Below are 24360 nucleotides of genomic sequence, written 5' to 3'. Positions count from 1 at the left end.
TCTCTTTCGTGAGTGAGTCTTTCTAATCTATTCTTAACCATTATAACACGACTTCCCTTCATTTCCTATAGTTTAGAACCTGGTTTTATGATCAAATTCAGCCTGCCTGAGGAAGGCTAATTCTATGAGTTTGTCGTGTTTTCTTTGTTACTTTGACTGTCACTCGTCTTGTTTTTATTTTTTGAATTCTTCTTATTGGACTTTTTAGAGAACCCCTGGTTCCCTTCTTGTCCGCCAGATTGGTTCATGCCATTATCTGGATCATTCCCTTGTGGGCCACCATTGCCTTCTTGTGGCATTTGACCCGGACCGCCACCTTGTGGGCCGCCTTGTCCTTGGCCACCACCTTGTGGACCACCGCTTTGAGGACCGCCATCCTGTGGGCCACCATTTTGCTGGTTTCCTTGTGAAACATGGCTATTTTGACTATTTTGTTGCTGATTGGATCCTTGGTTCTGACCCGTTTGGACCGGTTGAGAAAATTGTTGGTTATTGGAGGATTGAGAGGCGATGACACCGACACCAAAGCCGCTTCCAGCACCAACTAACAATCCACCAACTGCTGCCATGCCAATCCACCACTTAGGACTTCGTTTTAGGACAACCATTTTTTCTTTGGATTCTTGCGTTTCGACTACTTGTTTTGTTTCTTTTTGATTCATCTTTTTACCTTTTATCTTTTTGTACAAGCACTTGTCTTTTAAAAATTTAAAGGGAGCTCGATCCTTTAGTAAAGCGATTATACTTCAGGAGTCTTAAGCCTGCCTAAATTTTTACTTAAAAAATCCTAAAACAAGTGTGGGCTATTGACAGGTTGAGCCCCTTATTGTAGAATAGTTACCATAAAATAAATACGAGGTTAACTGTTATGAAGAAAATCTTTCCCTTAGTTCTCATCTCCATTGGAGTGGCCATGATCTCCGTCCTATCTCAATTCACCATTCCATTTGGTCCAATTCCTTTGACCCTACAGACACTCATGATCGGGATCATCGGGACCATCTATAAACCCAGCCATGCCTTTGTCACAGTCTGTCTTTACCTGCTTTTAGGCTTCTTAGGTTTTCCAGTATTTGCCGGAGGTGCTGGTGGTGCTTCACATTTCCTTGGTCCTACTGCTGGTTTCCTCCTCTTCTTCCCATTCCGAGCATGGATCACGTCTCTATTTACCAATGCTAAATCCAGCATTTTCACTATCTTTTTGGCCAATCTCCTCAGTAGTGCTCTCCTCTTTGTGTCAGGAGCTATCGGCTTTATGCTGGTCACGCATACCGATCTCCAAAAAGCATTTACTTTGGTCGTTGCTCCCTTTATCCTTGCCGACCTCATCAAACTGGTCATCATCACGATCACCAGCAAGGCGATTTTTGCCAGTCTCAAACACCACTGGTATTTCAAATAAGATACAAAGGGATTAGCGGATATATTAAAAAAATCAACATCTGAACGCAGATGTTGATTTTTGTTATGGGGAAACATGTATAAATCTTTTCAATTGAACTCCTTTTAAAGAGAACACTGTTTTAATGATGAAAAACATAGATCCTCCTTCCTTTATTTTTCCTTATAAAGAACTCTCAAGATCAGTAACTGTGTTAGCAAAATCCAGATAATCAGAATAGTGAAGTCAAAAAATGAGACGTGACCATGACTATAGACACAAGCTCGTAGGAGTTTGACAGAAGGGACAAATGGAAGAACATGATAGAGATGGTTTATCCAATCTGGAAGACGACTTGCTGGGTACATGATTGGTGAAAACATCAAACCAATCATGAGAATCAACTGAGACATCAGCGTGACAATATTGGGAGAAAAAGTATAGGCAATGGCAAATCCAAGACTGATCATCGTAAGACAGATCAGAAATAGGATGAAAACAGCCAGAACAGATACATTTAGGTGGACAGAAAAACGAAAATAGCCCAGTATGACAGAAATGAACACTCCAGGCAAAATAGCTATCATCCACATCCAAAGATCTGCTAAGGAAATCAGAATTCGTGGTATTGGAAGAGCTCGTACATAGTCTACATGTCCTTCTGACTTCGCATTTGCTATAACAGGGGATGAGATCGTACAGCCAATAGAAATGATTCCTATCAGAACTGAACCAGAAGAGAGATAGTAGGCAGCTGTCGTATCAATCTCACCGATCACTAGTGGATAACCAAAAAGAAGTGAAATGGATAACAGAACCTGAGCTAGTGTAAAGAGTAGAAATAGATTTTTTTGACGAAGATAGTTCCAACGAAGTAAGTAAAAAAATTGAGTCATATCAGTTTGTCAACTCCTCTCTATAAAGATCTGAAATGGATACGTTTTTCTGAGTAAGTGACAGATTAAAAATATTCTTTCTATCCAATTCCTGTGTTAGTTTTGGTAGCAGTCTTGTTAACTCCTCCTCTTCTATTTCAATCTGGCAAATCGAACCATTGATGATGGTATAATCTTGAAATAGAGCTAAGCTATCTTCATTCCTAAACTCAAAAGAGATTTGATACTGCTTTTGATAGGTTATTTGCTGAACTGGGCCTGATTTGATTAACTTCCCATGGTTAAATAAGGCATAGTTGTCTGCATATTTTTCAACTTCCAAAAGATTATGCGTCACGATAATAATGGTATGACCTTTATGCGCCAGCTTCTGTAATAATTGCCATTGTTTTTCACGACGTATTGGATCAACATCATTTGTCGGTTCATCAAGAAGAATGATGGTCGGAGATCCGATTAAAGCCATTGCAAAAGAAGTTAGACGCTTTAAACCGCCTGAGAGATCCTTTCCTTGTTTTGCCCGGTACTCCTTAATTTCCAAGTCGGTTAAGAGCTGATCCATTTCTTTTTGTAAATCTAAGGTGTTTAATCCTCTCATTCTTCCAAGCATTTCTATGTTTTGTTCCACCGTCAATTTCTCAAGTGGTGCATACTGTTGCGACATATAGCTCATCATTGAGCGAGCTTGTTTACGATTCTGTACAAAAGAAATGTCTCCATAGCAAACGTCTCCTTTATCAGGTTTGGTAAAACCAATCATTTGATTTAAGAGGGTGGACTTACCAGCACCATTGTGTCCTAAAAAGGCTGTAATTTTAGCAGCTTCTATTTCTAAGGAAATATGATTATTAGCAAAATGTTGCTTATCAAATGATTTTGTCAAATCTTTAATAGTCAGTGTCGCAAATGTCTTCATCTCATCACTCAAGACTGAGAAGATTTTCCCAGCTTCCTTCATTTTTGATAAGATTATTGTATAATAAACATATGACTTTCCATGGTTTACGTCATGATTTACCATTTTAGTGTCATAATTAGCCAACTCAATTTGATAAGGGGGACTTATGTTAAACGTCGTTATTTGTGATGACTCAACTAGAGATGCTAGTCAGTTAGAACAGTATTTACTTTCTTACGACAAGGTTCCTGTAGAAACAAAACTATATACAAATCCACAAAAAATGCTAGAACAGTTAACAAGTGATACACATTGTGTTTTTTTGGATATTGATATGCCACAAATTACTGGAATTGACCTTGCACGTGAAATTCGTCAGTTCAATCCTTTTATCCCCATTATTTTTGTGACCAGCTATCGTGATTACATGGAACAAGTATTTGAAGTACAGACTTTTGATTACTTAGTAAAACCCATTGAACCCCAAAGGTTAAATAAGGTATTAGATAGGATCTTGCGTTATTTAGATTTAGGACAAACCATCTTTAACTTCTCATTTGGAAAACAAAGTTACTCTATTCCTTTAAGTGACATTACCTATTTTGAGAAAGATAAGCGTTCCGTTTTTATTTACACACTGGCAGATACCTATAAGTCCTTACTGAAAACTCAAGAAATTTTAGATAAACTACCTGATTATTTTATTCAAATTCATGCTTCTTATATTGTAAATCCCAAATATATCAAAGATTTTGATGCGAAAACAGTAACTATTTTGCTCAATGGAACCGAGGAGCATTCACTTCCAATTAGTCGTAAGTTCCAGTCTTCTTTTAAAGAAAAATACTATAACTATCTCAGTGAAAGGAATTTCTAATGCTAATAGGATTTCGGATTATTAGTATCTTGTTTGACTTATTTCTAGCAAGTGTTTTATTTTATAGGCCAATATCCAAAAGTAAACATTCAAAAGAGATACTTCTAGTCCTTTGTTGTTGCTTTCTTTTTCATGTGGCTCTTGTGTTTCTATTTTTAGAAAGTCGCGTTTTTTTAGTTAGCAATCTCTTCCTGAGTATTGTAGAATCCTCTCTTGTAGGACTCTATTTTGGCTACTCCTTTCGTGATTCTTCCTTTTGGATATTCTTACAAACAAGCCTGACATTATTAGCCGGAGCTGTCCTCAATCAAGCTATCCAACTATTTCTTCCACTGTCAAAAGTATCGAAAAATTTAGAACTGATTAGTGGTTACCTTGCCATCAGTTTTCTTTTTTCAACTGTGATCACTCTTGTTCTTCGACAGCTATTTCGAACACATCAAAAGTTAAGCATGGCAACATCTAGAAGAAATTGGCTTTATCAATTTATCGTGCCGATTTTATCGATTATTTTTGCCTTTACTGTATCTGCTATTCAAGGGCAAGTATTTGGACCAGATTATCTTTCTGTCATTTCACTCTTGTCTCTTATTGTATTGTCGTTTTCCTCGCTGTATTTTACCTTACATCTTTCTCAACAACAGCACGCTTATTATCAAAATAAATTAGATAAAGAACAACTTCAATTCCAATTAAGAGAAACACAGCAGTCTCAAGAAGAATACCAACGATTGCAAAGTCTTCGGCATGACTTAAAAAATAAACATTTAACCCTCTTGGCACTTCTAGAAGAAAATCCTGATGAGGCTAGAGAGTACCTTCAGTCGTTAACCGATAGTATTTCAGGAAAACAAACCTTTTACTCCAAAAATCCAACGGTTAATTATTTACTGAATCAAAAACTGCACGATGTGGAAGATGAAATTGAATTGGATATTAACTGCTTTATCCCACAAGAACTATCTATTCAGCCAGATGTTCTAGCTGTTATTTTAGGAAATTGTTTGGATAATAGTATTTCAGCCTGTCTTCGATTGACTGATAAATCAGAGAGAACATTGTCTCTGAATATACGTTATTTTCAACAAAATCTATTTATTTCGATCAACAATACCTTTAATGAACAGGAACAAGAGACTCGTAAAACACGTCAAAGAGATGGTTGGGGCTTGCGAAACGTTGATGCCCTAGTACAAGAATACCAAGGAACTATCAAGCGATTCAAAGAAAATAGCCACTATCGAACGGAAATTCTCTTACCAAGTCCAATAAACTAATGCTCCTTCTCCTTTGATATCCAATACTGATGATTCATTGAAAAAAAAAAAAAATGCTACAGAATTCATTCTGTAGCATTTTTTTAAATTTAGTTCGTAGCAAGGATAGCGGCTTCTACTGCTGCTTTTTCCCGTTGAATCAAATCCACACGCGCTGCGATTTCCTTGATTCCCATGCTGATGTTTCGGCTGATAGCCATATCAGACAATTGTGGTTCAAAGAAGGCTTTGAATTCTGCTAAGCGCTCTGCTGTTTTGAAGGTATTGGCTGGGTAGATGACAAACTTGTCAAAGCTCATGTCTCCGCCAAGAGCTGCTTTAACCCATTCCCAATTTTCACGCGCCCAAGTCCAGGCAGATTCTTGAGTGAACTCATGATGTAAGAAGGTCAAATACCAACTCATTGCTAAGTCTTGTGGTTTCACAACATCCTTGTTCTTCCACTCTGTCAAAATCTTTTCAACTGTGTCTGCATCGGTTGTATAAGCCAGAGCTGTCGACAATTGACGCTTGAAGTTACCATCTGTCGCTTGAGCATAAGTGTTCAAGTACAAATCAGTCAACTCTTTGCTTTCATGGTGTTTGATTTGGTTAATCAAGATTTGTAAACGAATAGCGGCTGGAAGCTTGCTGATATCCTCTGCATGGGCTGCATAGATTTCACTTGCTTTGGCGCTTGCTTTGGCATCGTCTCCCTTGATCATATTTGAAATAACCAATTGACGAACCATTTCATCTTCATCCGCTTCTCCAGCTTTTGGTTCAAAACCAAGGCGTTCAAAGTTGAATTGGTTGAAGGTTACGAGCAACTTCTTATAGGCTGCTTCTACTTCCGTCCCTTCATCCACAAAGAGGCTGAGTCCTTGAAGGATTGATGAAACTGCAGATACAACCAAATAAGACGTTTCCTGGGTCAATTTCTCGATGACTGGCAAGAGACTTGCATAAGAGATGACACCACTTTCTGCCAAGAGACGGCGTTCTTGAAGGATTTGTTGCTTGCTCAAGTTATCCAAGGAAGCCATATTGTCTACAATCGCATCCAAGAGCTCTCCTTGGTAATCGGTAATGTAGTGAGCTGTATTTTCCGTATTGAAACGAAGCGGTTCACTATTTGCAGCAGCAAGGGCAGCATAACCTGGGATTTCAAGCGTTTCTGTTTCAAGTGTATCTGGAATACCAGACCAGTTGCTGTTCAATGGCACAACCCATCGACGGCCTTGGTCTTCATGTTCTCCGATGAAGAATTGTTTTTGGCTGATCTTCAAGGTATCATTTTCTACCACTGCTGTAAGGACAGGATAACCAGGTTGTTCCAACCAAGAATCCATGAAGGCTGCTACATCACGGCCAGATGCATCACCTAGGGCATTCCAAAGGTCACGACCGATGGTATTGCCGTATTGGTGTTTTTCAAAGTAAGCCTTGAGACCTTTACGGAATGCGTCATCCCCTAACCAGCGACGAAGCATATGCATGAGGCGGCTACCTTTAGCGTAGACGATGGCTGGGTCAAAAAGAGTATTAATTTCATCAGGGTGTTTAACTTCCACATGGACAGATTGAACCCCATCGGTTGCATCGCGTTTCAAGGCCAATGGAACACCTGTTGTTTGGAAGTCTTCAAAGATATTCCAGCTTGGTTCGATGGCATTGACAGATACATATTCCATCATGTTGGCAAAACTTTCGTTCAACCAGAGGTCATCCCACCACTTCATGGTTACTAGGTTACCAAACCATTGGTGAGCCAATTCGTGAGCAACTACAAGAGCGACTTGTTGACGACTAACTGCAGTTGAGTTTTCATCTACAAGGAGATAGACTTCACGGTAAGTCACCAAGCCCCAGTTTTCCATGGCTCCAGCTGAGAAGTCAGGAAGCGCTACGTGAAGGGATTGAGGAATTGGATACTTCACGCCATAATAGTCTTCATAAAATTCGATGACACGTACCGCGACATCAAGAGAAAATTCTAAGTTTTTCAACGGATGTGCCTTGGTTGAATAGATACCTACAAGAGTGCCATTTTTTGTTTTGGCTGTGATCCCTTGAAGATCTCCAGCCGCAAAGGCCAAGAGGTAAGAAGACATGCGAGGAGTCGTAGCAAATTTCCAAATTCCTGTTTCTTTGCGGTTTTCCACATCGATTTCAGGCATATTTGAAAGGGCAATTTCCCCTTCTTCTTGGTCAAATTTCAAAGAAAGATCGAACGTTGCTTTGGCTTCAGGCTCGTCCACACTTGGAAAGGCTTCACGCGCAAAATGGCTCTCAAACTGAGTAGAAAGGACTTCCTTCTTCACACCATCAATGCTGTAATAAGATGGGTAAATCCCAGTCATATTGTCTGTGATCTTACCAGAATAGGTCAGGGTAACTGTCACTTGACCTGTGCCTTCCAATTCAACATAGACTGCTTCATTGTCATCATCAACCGTAAATGGACGGGCTTGACCTGCTACTTCTACTGTTTCGATGGTCAAATCCTTTTGGTGAAGCGAGATCTTGTCCGCCTTGGCTTGACCTGTGATCACCACACGACCGCTAAAGGTCTTGGTTTTACGACTTAAATCCAAAAACACTTCGTAATGTTCTGGAACAAATGTTTCTACAAAATGTGCAACTGCTTGCATAATTTCCTCCTTTAAATGTTTCATGCTTTCCAATGAAAAGCCCTAACAAAACTATTTTATCACAAAGTTAAGATAAAAGAAAAGACAAGCATGACAATGCCTGTCTGTGATCGAAAAGACTCCATGATCTTACATTTCGATAATTTTACCTGTCTCGAAGTAAACCACCCATTCACAGATGTTTTTTGCATAATCTCCGATACGTTCCAAGAAGTTGATCACTTGGAAATAATCCCGTCCTGTCACGATGGACTCAGGATTTTTCCGAATTTCTTCTGTTGCTAATTCTTGGATGCTATCGAAGTAATGGTTGATGACTTCGTCTCGTGTCGCAACTTCATAGGCCAAATCCACATCGCCTTTGAGGTAAACATCTAGTGTCGCTTCGACAAAATCTTTGACTTCACGGCCCATCTTGCTGATCTCTTCCTCAACAGATTGAATACGGACTTCCCCTTTCATGCGAATGGTTGCCTTGGCAATTGATACTGCGTGGTCACCCATCCGCTCTAAGTCAGAGACCGCTTTTAAGACAGTCATCACGACACGAAGGTCTTGTGAAACGGGCTGTTGAAGGGCAATAATCTCAAAGGATTTGCGCTCTAACTTCACTTCGTAGTCGTTGATCTCCGCATCATCTTCGATAACTTGGCGGGCCAATTCACGGTCATGGGTCACGAAAGCGCGGACCGTACGGTTGATCTGACTCAACACTTCATTTCCCATTGCATAAAACTGGTTATGCAACTTCTCTAAATCTTCTTCAAATTGAACTCGTAACATTTTATTTTCTTCCTATCCAAATTTACCAGAGACATAGTCTTCTGTTTCTTTCTTAGCTGGGTTCAAGAACATTTCATTGGTGTCATTGTACTCAATCAAATCGCCATCCAAGAAAAAGGCAGTTTTATCGGAAATCCGACTTGCTTGTTGCATGGAGCGTGTCACCAAGAGCATGGTGTAGCGGTCTTTTAGTCCATACAAGGTTTCTTCAATCTTCCCAGCTGAAATCGGGTCTAGCGCTGAAGTTGGCTCATCCAAAAGAATAATCTTTGGACTGGTCGCAAGAACCCGCGCCACACAGACCCGCTGCTACTGACCACCGGAAAGTCCAATAGCCGAATCATGCAGGCGATCCTTGACTTCATCCCAGATGGAAGCGCGTTTCAAAGAGGTTTCAACTGCTTCATCCAAGACAGCCTTGTCCTTGACACCATTAATCATCAATCCATAGGTCACATTATCATAAATGGACATTGGGAAAGGATTGGGTTGTTGGAAGACCATTCCGATTTCCTTACGCAATTCGACCGTATCGGTCCGTGGTCCATAGATATTATGTCCATTGTAGAGGATGGTTCCTGTGGTGGTGACCTCATGGTTGAGGTCACCCATGCGGTTAATGGCTTTTAAAAGGGTAGATTTCCCTGATCCTGAAGGACCAATCAAGGCCGTAATCTCCTTTGGAGCAAAGTCCAAGGAGACGCTATTTAGAGCCTTCTTTTTATTGTAATAAACCGACAAGTCCTTGACTTGCAAAATTGGTTCTGTCATTCTATTTTCCTTTTTGTTGTCATTTTACTTTATCCAAAGTGACCAGATACATAATCGTTGGTCGATTGCAATTTCGCATTTTGGAAAATATTCGAAGTCTTATCGTACTCAATGAGGTTTCCTAAGTAGAAGAAACCGGTATAATCGCTAACACGGGCTGCTTGTTGCATGCTGTGGGTCACGATGACAATCGTATAATCCTTCTTCAACTCAAGCATGGTTTCTTCTAATTGCGCTGTCGCGATCGGATCAAGCGCTGAAGCAGGCTCATCCATGAGTAAGATATCTGGCTTCACAGAGATGGCACGTGCGATACAAAGTCGTTGCTGTTGGCCACCTGAAAGTGTCAAGGCTGATTTATGAAGGTCATCCTTGACCTGATCCCATAGGGCTGCCTGTTTCAAAGAAGTTTCGACCAATTCGTCTAAGATCTTCTTGTCTTTGACTCCAGCGCGTTCATGCGGGAAGGTGATGTTTTTATAAATCGATTTGGCAAAAGGATTGGGCCGTTGGAAAACCATCCCAATGTGCTTGCGCATTTCATAAACATTGATATCTGGACGATTGACATCGATTCCTTCATACCAAATTTCACCCGTAACACGCGCAATATCGATGGTATCATTCATCCGGTTCAAACTACGAAGGTAGGTGGATTTCCCAGATCCTGAAGGACCGATCAAGGCTGTAATCTTATTCTTTTCAAACTGCATGTCGACGCCTTTAATAGACTCGTTCGTTCCATAATAGACATGCAAATCTTTGGTCGATAGGACCACCTTTTCTTCAGGAAAAGTAATGATGTGTCTCTCATCCCAATTGTATTTTGACATTTCTTCTCCTTTAAGCAGATGTTAGTTTTTTATGGAGGTAACTTCCAAGTTTGCGCGCTCCAAAGTTAAAGATCAAGATAAAGATCAAAAGAACTGCGGCAGAACCGGCTGAGACTTCGATCGAGTCTGGAATAGTTCCTTCACTGTTGACCTTCCAGATATGGACGGCCAAGGTTTCAGCCTGACGGAAGATCGAAATCGGACTGGTCACACTAAAGATATTCCAGTTTGACCAATCAAGGGCTGGAGCCGATTGACCTGCAGTATAGATCAAGGCAGCGGCTTCCCCAAAGATCCGTCCAGAGGCCAAGACGACCCCGGTGATAATACTTGGAAGAGCTTCTGGTACCACGACATGGATCACAGTTTCCCAGCGAGACAAGCCCAGAGCTAGACCTGCTTCGCGCTGCGTATGGTGGACGTGTTGCAAGCTATCTTCGATATTGCGAGTCATCTGTGGCAGGTTAAAGACGGTCAAGGCCAAGGCCCCTGAAATGATCGAAAATCCGTATTTGAACTGGACAACGAAAACCAAGTAACCAAAGAGACCTACAACGACAGATGGCAAAGAAGACAAGATTTCAATACAGGTACGAACCAAATTGGTCAAGCGACCTTTTTTAGCATACTCAGAGAGGTAAATCCCAGCTCCAAGAGAAAGTGGGAAGGAAATCACCAAGGTAATAACCAAGAGGAAGAAGGAATTATACAATTGAATTCCGATCCCTCCTCCTGCTTGATAAGAAGAAGATTTCCCAGTCAAGAAGTGCCAAGATACATGGGGCAAGCCACGGACCAAGATATAAAGGATCAATGAGGCAAGAATCGCAACGATGATCCCTGAAATAGCATACAGCAGTCCTGTGGCAATTTTATCCATTCGTTTAGCGTGCATAGTTCTTCTTACCTCTTTCTTTCGTAATCAGTTTAATCACACTGTTAAAGGCAAGACTCATGAGGAGCAATACCAAGGCGAGTGACCAAAGGACATTGTTATTGACCGTACCCATGACGGTATTTCCAATTCCCATAGTCAAAATAGAGGTGAGAGTGGAAGCTGGTGTTGTGAGCGAGGTGGGTACTACTGCCGAGTTTCCGACTACCATCTGGATAGCCAAGGCTTCCCCGAAGGCACGCGCCATACCAAATACAACCGCTGTAAAGATTCCAGAGCGGGCTGCCTTGAGCGTGACATGCCAAATAGTTTGCCAACGGGTCGCTCCCATGGCCATACTAGCTTCCCGGTAATGACGGGGCACAGCTCGGAGGCTATCGGTCGTCATAAAGGTGACAGTTGGCAGGATCATAACAAAGAGGACAAAGACCCCTGAGAGAATCCCAAAACCAGTCCCACCAAAGAGACTACGCGTAAATGGTACGACCACTTGAAGGCCAATGAATCCGTAAACAACTGATGGAATCCCCACTAAGAGCTCAATTGCTGGTTGCAAGAAACGAGCTCCTTTGGGTGAGACTTCTGTCATGAAAACTGCTGCACCAATGGCAAACGGCGTTGCCAAGAGGGCAGAAAGCAAGGTTACAATAAAGGAACCTAGAATCATTGGTAGGGCTCCGAATTCCTTTGCAGCAGGATTCCAAGTACTCCCAAATAGAAAACTAAAGATATTGACTTTATTGACAAAGAAAGTCGATAAACCTTTTTGGGCCACGAAAATCAAAATCATGGCAACGACCACGACAATCAAACTCATACATAAAAAAGTAATGGTTTTCCCAAATTTTTCTAGGCGGGAGTTTTTTGATTTCGTCAGCATTTTTTTTGCTACTTCGTTCATTTTTTACCTAATTCTTTTATTTTTTTGTCACATTCCCTTTTAAATCACGGGTAACTTTCATGTCATTGATCGGGATATAACCCATCTTGCCAACAACTTTTTGCTGGATCTCATCGGTCATCATGTAGTCAATGAATTTTTTAGACAACTCATTGGGTTTTCCTTTGGTATACATGTGTTCATAAGACCAGATTGGCCAGTTATTGTTGACGACATTGGCTTTAGTTGGTTGATAGCCATTAAGCTTCATGGTTTTAACACTGCTATCCAAGTAGGTAAAGGCTAGATAAGAGATGGCTCCTGGCGTCTGAGAAACGATGTTTTTCACCATTCCATTAGAGTCTTGCTCTTGAGCCTGCTTGGGTTGTTTGCCATCCATAATAATGGCATCAAAGACAGCACGGCTACCAGAACCAACCGCTCGGTTCACAATCGTGATTTCAAGATCTGGACCTCCCAATTGCTTCCAGTTGGTATATTCACCCGTAAAGATCTTTCGCAATTGCTCTGTTGTCAAATTGTCGATTGAGATATTTTTATTGGCAATGATGGCTGTCCCTGCTACGGCTACCTGATGGTCGACCAGACTAGAGGCATCAATTCCAGATTTTTCCTCTGCAAAAAGGTCACTATTTCCGATATCTACAGCGCCAGATTGAACTTGTGAAAGTCCTGTACCAGAACCTCCTCCTTGTACATTCACAATCTTACCAGGATGTTCTTCAATGTAGCGATCGACTACTCCTTCAACCAAGGGTTGTAAGGCAGTCGATCCTACAGCAGTGATGGATTCTCCGCGATCGATCCAAGAAGCACAAGCAGATAAACTTCCTGCTAATGCGATCGTCGCTAGTCCTAGGATCAGCTTTTTAGACTTTTTCAAATCATGTCTCCTTGATATTTCACTATTTCACTTATGATTTTGACAAGTTTTTTTCAAAAAAACCTGTACTTCCACTATATCATAGAACGGGTTCTTTGCCCAGCATTTTACCTAAAACGAAGCCCCTTTGGATAGAAATTTTTCAGGGTCTGGCCGGTCACTTTGGCAAAGCCCAAACCATTGCCTTCAACAAGGACCTGGTACCATCCATTTGGATGCGTTTCCTTCAATTGAACCGTCTCTCCCGCCACATAATGAACAAAGTCTTCAGGCGTGATCGAAACGGTCTCTTTTACCTCACTCGGTTTCAGAGCAAGGCCCAAGGCAAAACTAGGTTCAAATCGATTTTTCTTGAAGGTCCCTAGGTGCAAGCCATTTCGGGCGATTTTTACTTTGCGCAAATCTGGTAAATCAAGCGGAACCAAGTAGAGTTCGTCCCCAAAGGTTTCGAGGACACCTTCTAGAGTGATCTTCAAGTGTTTCTTAGAAAACTCCTGCCACCATTTCTTTTGCTCCGCAGATAATTGGTCCTTTTTGGAAGGGATTTTGGCAGGACGATTCTCTCCTAGATAACGGAACTTAGCAACAAATTGTCCCTCCCCTTTAAAGAGATGAGGATACATGCGCGCCGTTTCTGGATGGTCAATGCCTTCTGCCATACCATTGATCTTCTCGACAGTTTCCAGCTCCAGATCATAGTTTTCCACAAGCCAGGATACGATCTCTTCATTTTCCTCAGGAGCCCAGGTACAGGTTGAATACACCAAGGAACCACCTGGAAGCAACATCTTGAGAGCATCCTCTAGAATCTCTCTTTGAAGAAGACTACACTCTCGAGGGTAATCGACAGACCAATAGTCCATGGCATCTGGTTGCTTGCGGAACATCCCCTCACCTGAACACGGGGCGTCTAGTACAATCAGATCAAAAAAGCCTGAGAAAACTTTGGCCAGACGATCGGCAGACTCATTGGTTACTAGCACATTTCGCGCACCAAAGCGTTCGACATTCTCTACAAGAATTTTCGAGCGGCCCTTGTGGATCTCATTGGAGACCAAGAGTCCCTGATTGTCCAAATAAGACAAGAGTTGGGTGGTCTTTCCGCCAGGAGCTGCGGCCAAGTCTAAGACCTTCATCCCTGGCTTCGGCTGAGCGACTTGGGCCACTATCTGTGCAGCTGGCTCTTGCGAATAGACCAAGCCCGTTGCGTGCTCGATGGATTTTCCTGAGACCTTTCCATAATGGCCCCAAGGGGTATTAGGAATCGGATCATCAAATGCTTTTTGCGCTTCTTTCAAAGGATTAGTCCGAAAGGCCGATACTGCTTCTTGTTCAAAGGTCGCAAAAAAAGCAGCAGCATCCTCACCTAGAAGATGCTGGTATTTTTCTTTAAAACCATTGGGAAAATTCATTTAACTTCTCCCTTTCTTAAGATAGGTTTGAATTTCTGTTAACTTCACTTTTGGAACCATCATAATGGGTTCCACTGACTGGTAACTAGGTTTATCTCCATTTAGATTTAAAACGGTATAGCCCAACTGTTCCCCCATGATCGCAGCTGCGGCATAATCCCAAGGCCAGATATAGCTAAAATAAGCTAGAATCCCACCTGAGAGAATTTTTGAAAAACTAATACCGGCACTTCCGTAGACCCGAATGCCAAGAGAATCCATGCCAAGATCGGCCATGCCCCAGTCATTTTTCTCAAGCATGCCGACATTTGAAGCAATCAGAAAGTTTTCCAGAGGTTGGTCCACAAAGGGGGTCAGTTCAACCTCATTGCGATACACAGGGAATTCTCCACCCCCGTAAAAAAGGTGATCCCGCATCACATCGTAAATCAGGCCAAACTGACCAATTCCGTCTTCAAAGTAGGCCACCATCACCGCAAAATCTTCCTTTTGGGTCACAAAATTATTGGTCCCATCAATAGGATCAATCACCCAAACGGATCCTTCTGAAATTGGGGAGCGAAGACCATCTTCCTCCGCAAAAATCCGATCATCTGGGTAGCGATGTGTGATTTTTTCAACCAAATCCTTTTGAACCTGTTGGTCCATCTGGGTGACTAAATCTGTCGGCCCCGTCTTTTTTGAGATCATCAAGTCATCATGGAGATGAAGACGCAAGTAGTCTCCAGCCTCTAAAACGATTTGTTTAGCAAACTCTAACTTATTCTTCAAGAGAAAACCATCCTTCCTCTTTTTGCTTTGCAGCCTGGGTCGCACGATAGAGAGAATAACCGCTCACTTCTTCGAACTCCCGTCCAAGACGCTTTTCTTCTCCGATACTAGGCACGACCTTCTTAAAAGCCCGGTAGGCTTCCATATATTCTTTGGCTTCTACCTTACTTTCATAGGCTTCTTCAACTTTATTGAAAAAAGAAAGCACTGAAGCAAGCTCTTCAGTGCTCCACGATAAGTCCAGTGGGTAACTATAATTTTTTTGCATTCGACATACTTCTTAGTTTATTTCTGCTCTTAGAGTGGCAGAGCGTAACTCTTGTTTGCGATAACTCCGTGGCAAGAAGGCCCGAATTTCATCTTCGTTAAAGCCAATCTGCATGCGTTTGTTATCCAAAATAATCGGTCTCCGCAAGAGACTAGGATTTTCCTCAATCAGATGGATCAAGGCTGAGATAGATAAATCTTCAACATCAACATCCAATTTTTGAAAAATTTTTGAACGAGTTGAAATAATGTCGTCTGTTCCGTTTTCGGTCAAGGCCAATATACTTGTCAACTCCTGTTTGCTCAAAGGACTTGTCATAATATTGTGTTCTTTAAATGGAACATCGTGCTTTTTTAACCAAGCCCGAGCTTTTCGACATGATGTACAACTCGGTGATAAAAATAATGTAATCATGTGGTTCACTTCTTTTTTTATATATAACTATCTGACTCTATTATACAAAAAAAATAGGTGCTTGAAAAGCGCTTTTTTGATTTCTCGACGATTTTTCTGAATTTCAGTGGAAAAAAGAAATCCCTTTCATTTTTCCCAAGAAGAGGCCCGAAAAAAGAGAGTGGGACAGAAATCGGTCATTCGTTAGAATTCGATTTCGTCGTCCCACCTCCGCACAGTTGAGTAGGGCTGTAAAAGCTGATGAAATCAGCGTAGTAGAGCCCACTCAACCACTGCGTCTTGCTCGACAATCCAAAAACAATTGAGAGGCTAGGACTTCTGTCCCACTCTCTTGGTCCAGTTTCGTGAAACTGCTTCATCTTCTTCTAGTTGCGCCACTAGTTGATCGATCCCATCGAATTTGACCATTTCTCGTATCTTATCCAACCAATGAATGGTCAGGGTATGACCATAGATATCTCCTGTAAAATCAAAGAGATTGACTTCGAAACGAAGCTCTTTCCCATCAAAGGTGACATTTTTCCCGACAGAAGCCATCCCACGGTAGGTCTGCCCTTTAAAATCGACATCGACTACATAAACCCCATCTGATGGGAGATAGGTCCGATCAATCGGTGCTAGATTGGCGGTAGGATAGCCAATGGTGCGGCCACGCGCATCCCCGTGCACGACGATTCCCCGACTGGATAAAGGGTGACCAAGTAGACGGGCAGCTTCTTTGACGCGTCCTTCTAGGATAGCTTGACGAATTCGGGTCGAACTAACCTTTTCCCCCTGATCCAATACAGGAGAAATGACTTCCACTTGACCATCAAAATAAGCAGATAAGTCAGAGGCCGTTTTCTTATCAGAGCCAAAACTATAATCAAATCCAGCAATTAAAACTCGGGCCCTCAAGGCTTTGACAAATTGATCAACAAATTCTTTCGCAGTTTTAGAAGCAAAATCGGTCGTAAAATCAATGAGGAAGAGCTCATCCACTCCTAGTTCGTTTAATTTTTGGAACCGATCCTCAGGACTCTGCAAATGAAGCAGTAATTCTGGTTGGTAGCGAACAAAGGCTAACTTAGGAGATTCAGGGAAGGTTAACAAAGCGACCTTCAAGCCTTTTTCATCCGCTATCTGACGCGCCTTTTTAAAGAGTTCTTGATGCCCCAGATGCAGGCCATCAAAGTAGCCCAGAACCAAAACTGTCTCATTCTCCAAATGGATCTGGTTAGCAGTAGTAATCGTACGAATATTCATGAATTTATTGTAACACACTTTCTGTTAGAAAGACTTTTCGAGGTTTGTAAAGTTCTTCTCTTTTTTCTAAAATGGCTACCAATTTTCCTTGGTAAAAAGCAGCTAACTCTTTGGAGTCACTCTCAACTGGAATAAAGCGTCCCACTTGGACTTCGCCAACCTCTTCTACTGTCAGCTCTACTTTTTCCAGATCCCCGGTGCCAATTTCAAGTGGGTGAAGGAAGCTCAAATCTCCTTGTGCAACTTTTTCAGCCACTTCTTCTAAGGTCAGGGCATCTTCCAGTGACAAACCGGCAGCACTGGTCCGTGTCAGATGAGACATATGGGCTGCGTAGCCCAGTTTTTGACCCAAATCCACCGACAAGGTCCGGATATAGGTGCCCTTACTGCATTTAACTCGGAAACGAAAACGGGCTAGACTTTCTTCATAGCTAATCTCACTAGTGCGCGTGAATTCATATATGGTTACCTGCCGTACAGGGCGTTCCACTTCTTCTCCTACCCGCGCATATTCATAGAGCTTACGTCCATTGACTTTGACCGCTGAATACATAGGTGGTACTTGCTCGATTTCTCCCACCATTTGGGCAATCATGCGATCGACCTCTTCTGCATCTAAAGGGGCTTCCACTGGGGTCCGCTCTACGATTTCACCGCTGGCATCCTCCGTCGTGGTAGAAAATCCCAAAGTGATTTCTCCTTCATAGATCTTGCCTTCATCTTGCATAAATTCGACCATCCGGGTCGCCTTGCCAACTGCAATCGGAAGCACTCCCACCACATCTGGATCCAGCGTTCCCCCATGGCCGATCTTCTTAGTTCCTAAGATTTTTCGCAGTTTAAAGACCACATCATGTGAGGTCATGCCTGCTTCTTTTTTTACATTGATAATTCCGTCCATCTGATTTGCTCTTTCTAACTCTTGTGTGACCATCCGGGCCACCGACCCTTCATTATACCATGAAACAAGACCTTTTGTCCCTCTTTCCCCCTTCCCATGAGCTCCTAAAAAATCCCGTAGCAGATTTCAGACTTTTTAAAATGGGTTTGATACAATAGAAAGCGAAAGAAGGTGTAACATATGTTAATGTATGATGTTATTGTGATTGGATTTGGTAAAGCTGGTAAAACACTCGCAGCGAAATTATCAAGCCAAGGAAAAAAAGTTGCTCTGATTGAAAAGAGCAAGTCTATGTACGGTGGTACTTGTATCAATATCGCTTGTATTCCCACCAAGACCTTGATTGTTGCAGCAGAAAAAGGCTTGGATTTTGAGCAAGCCATGAATGAGAAAAATGCAGTCACTACTCGCCTCAATGGCAAGAACTACGCAACGATTGCTGGAACTGGTGTAGACATTATCGACGCGACGGCTCGTTTTGTTTCTAACAGGGTCATCGAAATTCAAGCTGGAGATGAAAAGGAAGAATTGACAGCTGAAACCATTATTATCAATACTGGTGCTGTGCCAACTATCCTTCCAATCCCAGGATTGGCTGAAAGTAAATTTGCAGTGGATTCAACCGGTATTCAACGTTTGGAAAACCTACCAAAACGCCTGGGCGTCCTTGGTGGTGGACCTATCGGATTGGAATTTGCTCATCTCTACAATACCTTGGGTAGCCAAGTAACAGTACTGGACGCTTCTGAAGCATTCTTGCCACGGATCGAGCCAAGCATTGCAGCTCTTGCAAAAGGCTACCTGGAAGAAGATGGTATTCAATTCTTGCAAGGCGTTCATACCCAAGAAATCAAAGATGGTGACCATAGCTTAACCGTTGTAACGGATAAGGGAAACTTCGAGTTTGATATCCTTCTCTACGCAACAGGACGTAAGCCAAACACAGCTGGACTTGGTCTTGAAAACACAGACATCCAAGTCACTGATCGTGGAGCAATCCAAGTTAACCGTCATTTGGAAACCAGCGTCCCTGGTGTCTTTGCAGTTGGGGATGTTAATGGTGGTCCTCAATTCACCTACATGTCACTCGATGACTTCCGCATTGTCTTCAACTATCTTACAGGCGATGGTAGCTACAATCTTGAAACTCGTAGAAATTATGCGACAACACTCTTTATTGCTCCTCCACTTGCCCAAGTCGGCTTGACCGAGCAAGAAGCACGCGACAAAGGACTTCCAGTTGCTGTTAAAGAATTGCCAGTTGCTGCCATGCCACGCGGACACGTCAATGCAGACCTTCGAGGTGCTTTCAAAGCCGTGGTCAACCCAGAAACTAAAGAAATTCTTGGAGTGACACTCTTTGGAGAAGCTGCAGGCGAAATCATCAACCAGATCACCATGGCCATGGACAACAAGATCCCTTATACTTACATTGCAAAACAAATCTTTACCCACCCAACCATGGCAGAAAACCTAAACGATCTCTTTGCGATTTAACTAACATAAAAAAGCTGGAAAATATTCCAGCTTTTTTTAGTTTAAGAATTCACAGACAGCCTCTTGAAATGCTTTATTTTCTTCATAAAGAGCATGCCCAGAATGCTTTAGAATAAGGAGCTGACAACCCGAAATCGCTCTTGCCAGTTCCTTGGATCCGTCCACACCAATCACATCATCTTCAAGCGCACCAAGGACCAAGGTTGGACATTGAATTTCTTTTAAGACCTCAAGGCTATTATGTTCCAGGCAAGACTGAGACTGAATAGCAATTCGTTTTTCATCTTTGATTCGCCCCAAGCGACCCATAATATTATAAAGCAACCGCCACTTTTGATAGCTCTTTTGCGTGTAGGAATGCTTTGCAATATCCACCATGAGATGCTTAAAATTTCCAGATTGACTAAGTTTTTGCCAATGCTCAATTCGCTCTCTAGCAAGTTGACTAGGCTTCGCTGTTGTCACAGCTAGGATGAGCTTTTGAACCCTTTCTGGGAAATCTGCAGCTAGCCATTGAGCAATCATTCCACCTTGCGAAATCCCCATAACATAAGCGGTATCTAGGTTTAGTATCTCCATTGCTTCTGCTACATCTGCTGCCATATCCCGCGTCGTATAGCCCTGCCTCAACTCATTGATTCGAGAAAAAACATAGATCTTATATCGCTTAGCAAGTAGGCGATACGAGAGAGAAAAGAGCTGGGCCTTTCCTTTAACGGTCTGTAACCCATCCCCCAAGCCTGGTATGATCACTAATGGCTGTTTACCCTTACCAAATGTTACATAGTCCATGGTTTTCCCATTCATGGATAAGGTAGCGTTCTTAGCTGAATACAAAGATTATTCTCCTTTCAGAGCATCAAATTTAGCTTTCATGGTTGGATTTTTCCGTGTCAATTTTTTAACGGAAACATCATCCAACTTGTTGTTAGCAAGACGAAGTTGATTTTCTGAAGTGGTGAGGAATTTCTTGACTTCTTCCATCCGCTTGATGGCCTTGTCGATTTCATCGATGGCCTTTCCAAAGTTGACAGAAGCCGAATTGTAGTTCTTAGTAAAGGCAACCTTAAAGGCATCCAGGTCTTCTTCAAAGTGGGTGATATCGATATTTTGTTCACGAACAAGCGCCAATTCTTGCTTGTATTTAAGAGAATTGAGGGCCGCATTGCGCAGGAGCCCAATGATCTGGATAAAGAACTGAGGACGGACCACATACATCTTCTTATACTCATGACTGACATCGACAATCCCTGTGTTGAAGTAGTCGTTATCTGCTTCAAGCATGGTCACTAAAACCGCATATTCACAGTTCTTTTCTCGACGGTCCTTGTCTAATTCCTTGTAGAAATCCGCGTTCTTATGCTTCTTCTCGGTTCCGTCGGCTTCATTCTTCATCTCAAACATGATGGAGATAATCTCTACCCCATTTTCATCGCACTCGCGGAAGATAAAGTCGCCTTTAGAACCACGCGCAGAGACCTTATTGTCCTTTTCAAAATAGGCATTTGGGAAGGCAAAACTGCGAACCTTGTTGAATTCGCTTTCCGCATACTGTTCCAGACTTTCACCGATAGCTTTTGTAGATTGTTGGGCCTTGAAATTCTTGTAGAACTCGACCTGTTCATTGGCTGCCTTAAGCTGAGCCTCATAATTTTGTTTAACAGAAGCTAGGGACAGTTCATTTTCCTTCTCTTGAAGGAGCAATTTGTTTTGTACCTGATCACGCTCCTTCTCCAAATTAGAAAGCGTCTTTTGCAGCTGGTTCTCATGCTCCAAGCGCAAGGTGGCCAACTGATTCTCCAGCGCTTGCACTTCTTTTTCTTTCTCTAGCAGACTTTGACTAGCTGTTTGCTCCACCTCTTTTTTAGCCAATTCTTTTTCAGTATCAAACTGTTGAATCTGGTTTTGTAATTGGGCAATTTCTTGGTCCTTCTTAGCTAACTTCTCTTGCTGCTCATTAAGGGCCTTTTGCTCAGCTAAAGCCAACTCTTGCCGAATCCGCTCATGAATTTCCTTGTCAAACTCAGCTGTCCGTACCTGTGACAAGAGTTTGCTGTATTGACTTTCGTTGACTGTAAAGACTTCCCCACAGTTGGGACACTTGATTTCGTTCATAGTATGCCTCTTTCTCTATTCTTAGTATATTATATCATGCCACCAGTAAAATCAAAACCAGCAAACGAGGCTTGCTGGTTTCAACTGAATATTCATTTCTCTATAGAGACTTTCCTTAGGTGAGGACGGACGGTAGCGACTCCCTTTGGGATTCCATACCTTAGATTTGATCCTTACGTCTCAAATCTACCGAGCACCAGAAACTAATGCGTTTCTGATGCTTTCCTCACGGCGAAAAGTCTCAATCTATTTTGCACTAGTTCCAAAATATTTTTTTCAATAGTCTCATTCAGTAATAACTTTAGATTTCTGAAAAGATGTTGATTATTTATAATCTGAAACAGTGGACTTAGCTTACTGGCTTTAGTTTATTTCTTTTCAATCGGAGCGACACTGGCCAAGAGTTTTTTGAGACCCACTTCTGGGAAGTTGATCTTGAGCTCTTGGGTACTACCACTACCAGAGACTTCTAAGACAGTCCCCTCGCCCCACTTCTTGTGAATGGCAATGTCGCCAATGGACCAAGCGACGCTCTCTTTGGCGCTAGAACGGTTGCTATTGCCAAAGGGGAGGCTTGATGACGTGAGGGCACTTGGAGCTGCTTGTCTCTTGCGCTCTTGAAGGGCTTGTGACAGGCTCATGCCTTTTCCAAAGGTCGTTCCGCCACCATTACTATAAGAAGCCTTAAAGCTGGTATTAACTGGACGGGCTAATCCCTGGTAGGTCAATAAATCCGAGCTAATTTCATTGATGAAACGTGTCGGGCGATTGTAGCTGGTCCGTCCAAAAAGCAAACGTGAGTTGGCATTGGTCAAGAAGAGAACCTTCTCTGCCCGCGTGATCCCTACATAAGCCAAGCGACGCTCTTCTTCCAATTCATCTGGATCCTCAGCCGCACGACTAAGAGGAAAGACATTTTCTTCCATCCCAATCAGGAAGACGACTGGGAACTCCAATCCTTTGGCTGCGTGAAGGGTCATCAAGGTGACTTCTGAAGTCTCTTGGGCTCCATCATCTGTATCGGCAATCAAAGCCAAATCGTTCAAGAAACGACTCAAGGTATCCACACCTGATTCGTCTTCGACGGTCTCTCCATTTTCATCAAAATTCTTGGTAACAGATAGGAACTCTTGGATATTCTCGATGCGGGCCTGACTTTCCAAATTTCCCTGATTGGTTAGGGCTGTCATATAACCTGTCTTGTCAAGGACTTCTTCGACCAACTCTGTAATGGTCAGCTGGTCCAATCTTTCTCTCAAATCAAGAATGAGATTGGCAAAGTCCCAGATGGCTTGGGCTGCCTTTCCTTTGATGCCAGAGAGCATGATATTGGCTGAAGCATCCAGGAGTGAGGACTCTTGCATTTGAGCAAAGTCGCGAATCTTATCCACTGTACCTGGCCCGATTCCCCGCTTGGGTTCATTGATAATGCGCTCAAAACTGATATTGTCACTGAGGTTGGCAATCAAGTTTAGATAAGCAATGACATCCCGAATTTCCTTCCGGCTGTAGAACTTGGTGCCCCCTACCATGGTGTAGGGAATGTTAGACTTGAGTAGCGCTTCTTCAATGGTCCGTGACTGGGCATTGGTCCGATAGAGAACCGCAAAATCACGGTGTTTGTAGCCAGCTTCGCGACTAAGCTCTTCAATCGTTTTAGCAACAAAGACTGCTTCATCCTGCTCGTCATTAGCCCGGTAATAGACAATCTCTTCCCCGTCTTCATTTTGTGTCCAGAGATTCTTCGGACGGCGGTGGCGATTGTTTTTGATGACATCATTGGCTGCTTGCAAGATCGTCTTGGTCGAGCGATAATTCTCTTCTAGGAGGACGACCTTAGCTTCCTTATAATCCTTCTCAAAGTCCAGGATATTCTGCATATCTGCTCCCCGCCAGCCATAAATAGACTGGTCCGCATCCCCAACGACACAGATATTTTTAAAGCGTGAAGCCAAGAGTTTGACCAACTGGTATTGGGCATGGTTGGTATCTTGGTACTCATCCACGTGGATATATTGGAACTTCTGCTGGTAATAGGTCAGCACATCTGGATGCTGATCAAAAAGACGCAAGGTCAGCATAATCAAATCATCAAAGTCCACTGCTTCTGACTGACGGAGTTCCTTTTGGTAAGCCTCATAACACTTAGCGACGATCTGGGTGTACATATCGCCAGCCTGGGCGGCATAGGCCACTTCATCGATCAAGTCATTTTTAGCATTGGAAATAGTTCCCAAAATGGTCCGTTCATTCCATTTCTTAGGATCCAAATTCAAGGACTTCAAGATCCGCTTCATCAAGGTCCGTTGCTCACCTGGGTCGACAATAGTGAAGTTACGATTGTAGCCAATATGATCCGCATCTCGACGGAGGATGCGCACACACATGGAGTGGAAGGTGGCAATCAAGCAATCTTGGGTGGCTGGATTCAACTGATAAGCCCGCTCCTTCATCTCCCGAGCGGCTTTATTGGTAAAGGTAATGGCCAAAATATTCCAAGGATTGACCATTTTTTCATCGATCAAGTAAGCGATGCGGTGGGTCAAGACACGTGTCTTACCAGAACCAGCCCCCGCCATGATCAAGAGGGGACCTTCTGTCGTTTGGACCGCCTCTGCCTGGCGATCATTCATACCATTCAATAAAGGATTCATCTCATACTCCTCATTCATTCAATCGTTCTATTATACCACAAAACCGGCCTAGCTT

At 42.6% G+C, this 24360-nt stretch carries 22 protein-coding genes and 1 pseudogene; 4 read left to right on the top strand and 19 right to left on the bottom strand.

Features of this window, described 5'->3' with window-relative positions; translation table 11 throughout:
- Window positions 1-122: 122 nt before the first annotated feature.
- A complete protein-coding gene (locus tag LPB220_RS04605) occupies window positions 123-662 on the bottom strand; it encodes a hypothetical protein (protein WP_150905818.1) in 540 nt (179 codons plus the stop codon).
- Window positions 663-868: 206 nt separating this feature from the next.
- On the opposite strand from LPB220_RS04605, the gene LPB220_RS04600 reads away from it, so the two are divergent.
- Entirely contained in the window at window positions 869-1402 is a 534-nt protein-coding gene (locus LPB220_RS04600) for a biotin transporter BioY (protein WP_021152981.1), read from the top strand.
- Window positions 1403-1554: 152 nt separating this feature from the next.
- On the opposite strand, the gene LPB220_RS04595 is transcribed toward LPB220_RS04600, so the two are convergent.
- Window positions 1555-2277 carry an ABC transporter permease gene (locus LPB220_RS04595; protein ID WP_150905816.1) on the bottom strand — a complete coding sequence of 241 codons (723 nt, stop codon included), beginning with the start codon at window positions 2275-2277 and terminating at the stop codon, window positions 1555-1557.
- Between the two features lies 1 nt (window position 2278).
- Entirely contained in the window at window positions 2279-3235 is a 957-nt protein-coding gene (locus LPB220_RS04590; protein ID WP_150906793.1) for an ABC transporter ATP-binding protein, read from the bottom strand.
- Between the two features lie 106 nt (window positions 3236-3341).
- On the opposite strand from LPB220_RS04590, the gene LPB220_RS04585 reads away from it, so the two are divergent.
- Window positions 3342-4052, top strand: a complete 711-nt coding sequence (locus tag LPB220_RS04585) for a LytR/AlgR family response regulator transcription factor (RefSeq protein WP_150905814.1) — start codon at window positions 3342-3344, stop codon at window positions 4050-4052.
- Complete coding sequence (locus LPB220_RS04580) at window positions 4052-5329, top strand: GHKL domain-containing protein (RefSeq protein WP_150905812.1); 1278 nt, start codon at window positions 4052-4054, stop codon at window positions 5327-5329. Before LPB220_RS04585 ends, LPB220_RS04580 begins: the two co-directional genes overlap by 1 nt.
- Window positions 5330-5418: 89 nt before the next feature.
- Here LPB220_RS04580 and LPB220_RS04575 read toward each other — a convergent pair whose 3' ends face one another.
- From LPB220_RS04575 to truB, 13 genes and pseudogenes are all read right to left on the bottom strand, one after another.
- A complete protein-coding gene (locus LPB220_RS04575; protein WP_150905810.1) occupies window positions 5419-7962 on the bottom strand; it encodes a M1 family metallopeptidase in 2544 nt (847 codons plus the stop codon).
- 129 nt (window positions 7963-8091) lie between these two features.
- Window positions 8092-8745 carry a phosphate signaling complex protein PhoU gene (gene phoU / locus LPB220_RS04570; RefSeq protein WP_003003266.1) on the bottom strand — a complete coding sequence of 218 codons (654 nt, stop codon included), beginning with the start codon at window positions 8743-8745 and terminating at the stop codon, window positions 8092-8094.
- A gap of 12 nt (window positions 8746-8757) precedes the next feature.
- Window positions 8758-9516 (bottom strand): annotated as a pseudogene (gene pstB, locus LPB220_RS04565) (phosphate ABC transporter ATP-binding protein PstB).
- Between the two features lie 29 nt (window positions 9517-9545).
- Window positions 9546-10349: a phosphate ABC transporter ATP-binding protein PstB gene (gene pstB, locus LPB220_RS04560; protein WP_150905808.1), complete on the bottom strand. Its 804-nt coding sequence runs from the start codon at window positions 10347-10349 to the stop codon at window positions 9546-9548.
- 10 nt (window positions 10350-10359) lie between these two features.
- Window positions 10360-11244, bottom strand: a complete 885-nt coding sequence (gene pstA, locus LPB220_RS04555; RefSeq protein ID WP_049496106.1) for a phosphate ABC transporter permease PstA — start codon at window positions 11242-11244, stop codon at window positions 10360-10362.
- Window positions 11234-12145: a phosphate ABC transporter permease subunit PstC gene (gene pstC / locus LPB220_RS04550; protein ID WP_003003307.1), complete on the bottom strand. Its 912-nt coding sequence runs from the start codon at window positions 12143-12145 to the stop codon at window positions 11234-11236. The genes pstA and pstC overlap by 11 nt, the downstream gene beginning before the upstream one ends.
- Before the next feature lie 16 nt (window positions 12146-12161).
- Window positions 12162-13028: a phosphate ABC transporter substrate-binding protein PstS family protein gene (locus tag LPB220_RS04545; RefSeq protein ID WP_150905806.1), complete on the bottom strand. Its 867-nt coding sequence runs from the start codon at window positions 13026-13028 to the stop codon at window positions 12162-12164.
- A 107-nt stretch (window positions 13029-13135) separates the two neighbouring features.
- On the bottom strand, window positions 13136-14440 hold the full coding sequence (locus LPB220_RS04540) for an RsmF rRNA methyltransferase first C-terminal domain-containing protein (protein ID WP_150905804.1): 1305 nt from the start codon (window positions 14438-14440) through the stop codon (window positions 13136-13138).
- Window positions 14441-15211: an inositol monophosphatase family protein gene (locus LPB220_RS04535; protein ID WP_150905802.1), complete on the bottom strand. Its 771-nt coding sequence runs from the start codon at window positions 15209-15211 to the stop codon at window positions 14441-14443. It lies immediately after the preceding gene.
- A complete protein-coding gene (locus LPB220_RS04530; protein WP_003003480.1) occupies window positions 15201-15479 on the bottom strand; it encodes a UPF0223 family protein in 279 nt (92 codons plus the stop codon). Before LPB220_RS04530 ends, LPB220_RS04535 begins: the two co-directional genes overlap by 11 nt.
- A gap of 12 nt (window positions 15480-15491) precedes the next feature.
- On the bottom strand, window positions 15492-15893 hold the full coding sequence (locus LPB220_RS04525) for a Spx/MgsR family RNA polymerase-binding regulatory protein (protein ID WP_009732658.1): 402 nt from the start codon (window positions 15891-15893) through the stop codon (window positions 15492-15494).
- A 309-nt stretch (window positions 15894-16202) separates the two neighbouring features.
- The gene (locus LPB220_RS04515) at window positions 16203-17138 is read right to left on the bottom strand and encodes a bifunctional riboflavin kinase/FAD synthetase (protein WP_150905800.1); all 936 of its coding nucleotides are present in this window, start codon (window positions 17136-17138) and stop codon (window positions 16203-16205) included.
- Window positions 17139-17142: 4 nt separating this feature from the next.
- Entirely contained in the window at window positions 17143-18039 is an 897-nt protein-coding gene (truB, locus tag LPB220_RS04510; protein ID WP_191904626.1) for a tRNA pseudouridine(55) synthase TruB, read from the bottom strand.
- A 180-nt stretch (window positions 18040-18219) separates the two neighbouring features.
- Between truB and LPB220_RS04505 the strand changes: the two genes are divergently transcribed.
- On the top strand, window positions 18220-19536 hold the full coding sequence (locus tag LPB220_RS04505; RefSeq protein WP_150905796.1) for an FAD-containing oxidoreductase: 1317 nt from the start codon (window positions 18220-18222) through the stop codon (window positions 19534-19536).
- A gap of 36 nt (window positions 19537-19572) precedes the next feature.
- On the opposite strand, the gene LPB220_RS04500 is transcribed toward LPB220_RS04505, so the two are convergent.
- The 3 genes from LPB220_RS04500 to pcrA all read right to left on the bottom strand — a co-directional run bounded on the left by LPB220_RS04500 (window position 19573) and on the right by pcrA (window position 24305).
- On the bottom strand, window positions 19573-20373 hold the full coding sequence (locus LPB220_RS04500; protein ID WP_150905794.1) for an alpha/beta fold hydrolase: 801 nt from the start codon (window positions 20371-20373) through the stop codon (window positions 19573-19575).
- A gap of 3 nt (window positions 20374-20376) precedes the next feature.
- On the bottom strand, window positions 20377-21651 hold the full coding sequence (locus LPB220_RS04495) for a DUF2130 domain-containing protein (RefSeq protein WP_150905792.1): 1275 nt from the start codon (window positions 21649-21651) through the stop codon (window positions 20377-20379).
- Window positions 21652-22019: 368 nt separating this feature from the next.
- Window positions 22020-24305: a DNA helicase PcrA gene (gene pcrA / locus LPB220_RS04490; RefSeq protein WP_150905790.1), complete on the bottom strand. Its 2286-nt coding sequence runs from the start codon at window positions 24303-24305 to the stop codon at window positions 22020-22022.
- Between the last annotated feature and the right edge of the window lie 55 nt (window positions 24306-24360).

Source organism: Streptococcus sp. LPB0220 (genome assembly GCF_008727815.1).
GTDB lineage: Bacteria > Bacillota > Bacilli > Lactobacillales > Streptococcaceae > Streptococcus.
The sequence above is the reverse complement of the archived record's forward strand: the minus strand, read 5'-3'. Positions and strand labels throughout refer to the sequence as shown.

Coding starts and splice junctions, on each gene's coding strand:
- LPB220_RS04605 (WP_150905818.1), bottom strand. CDS start 662: ATGAATCAAAAAGAAACAAAACAAGTAGTCGAAACGCAAGAATCCAAA.
- LPB220_RS04600 (WP_021152981.1), top strand. CDS start 869: ATGAAGAAAATCTTTCCCTTAGTTCTCATCTCCATTGGAGTGGCCATG.
- LPB220_RS04595 (WP_150905816.1), bottom strand. CDS start 2,277: ATGACTCAATTTTTTTACTTACTTCGTTGGAACTATCTTCGTCAAAAA.
- LPB220_RS04590 (WP_150906793.1), bottom strand. CDS start 3,235: ATGAAGGAAGCTGGGAAAATCTTCTCAGTCTTGAGTGATGAGATGAAG.
- LPB220_RS04585 (WP_150905814.1), top strand. CDS start 3,342: ATGTTAAACGTCGTTATTTGTGATGACTCAACTAGAGATGCTAGTCAG.
- LPB220_RS04580 (WP_150905812.1), top strand. CDS start 4,052: ATGCTAATAGGATTTCGGATTATTAGTATCTTGTTTGACTTATTTCTA.
- LPB220_RS04575 (WP_150905810.1), bottom strand. CDS start 7,962: ATGCAAGCAGTTGCACATTTTGTAGAAACATTTGTTCCAGAACATTAC.
- phoU (WP_003003266.1), bottom strand. CDS start 8,745: ATGTTACGAGTTCAATTTGAAGAAGATTTAGAGAAGTTGCATAACCAG.
- pstB (WP_150905808.1), bottom strand. CDS start 10,349: ATGTCAAAATACAATTGGGATGAGAGACACATCATTACTTTTCCTGAA.
- pstA (WP_049496106.1), bottom strand. CDS start 11,244: ATGCACGCTAAACGAATGGATAAAATTGCCACAGGACTGCTGTATGCT.
- pstC (WP_003003307.1), bottom strand. CDS start 12,145: ATGAACGAAGTAGCAAAAAAAATGCTGACGAAATCAAAAAACTCCCGC.
- LPB220_RS04540 (WP_150905804.1), bottom strand. CDS start 14,440: ATGAATTTTCCCAATGGTTTTAAAGAAAAATACCAGCATCTTCTAGGT.
- LPB220_RS04530 (WP_003003480.1), bottom strand. CDS start 15,479: ATGCAAAAAAATTATAGTTACCCACTGGACTTATCGTGGAGCACTGAA.
- LPB220_RS04525 (WP_009732658.1), bottom strand. CDS start 15,893: ATGATTACATTATTTTTATCACCGAGTTGTACATCATGTCGAAAAGCT.
- LPB220_RS04515 (WP_150905800.1), bottom strand. CDS start 17,138: ATGAATATTCGTACGATTACTACTGCTAACCAGATCCATTTGGAGAAT.
- truB (WP_191904626.1), bottom strand. CDS start 18,039: ATGGACGGAATTATCAATGTAAAAAAAGAAGCAGGCATGACCTCACAT.
- LPB220_RS04505 (WP_150905796.1), top strand. CDS start 18,220: ATGTTAATGTATGATGTTATTGTGATTGGATTTGGTAAAGCTGGTAAA.
- LPB220_RS04495 (WP_150905792.1), bottom strand. CDS start 21,651: ATGAACGAAATCAAGTGTCCCAACTGTGGGGAAGTCTTTACAGTCAAC.
- pcrA (WP_150905790.1), bottom strand. CDS start 24,305: ATGAATCCTTTATTGAATGGTATGAATGATCGCCAGGCAGAGGCGGTC.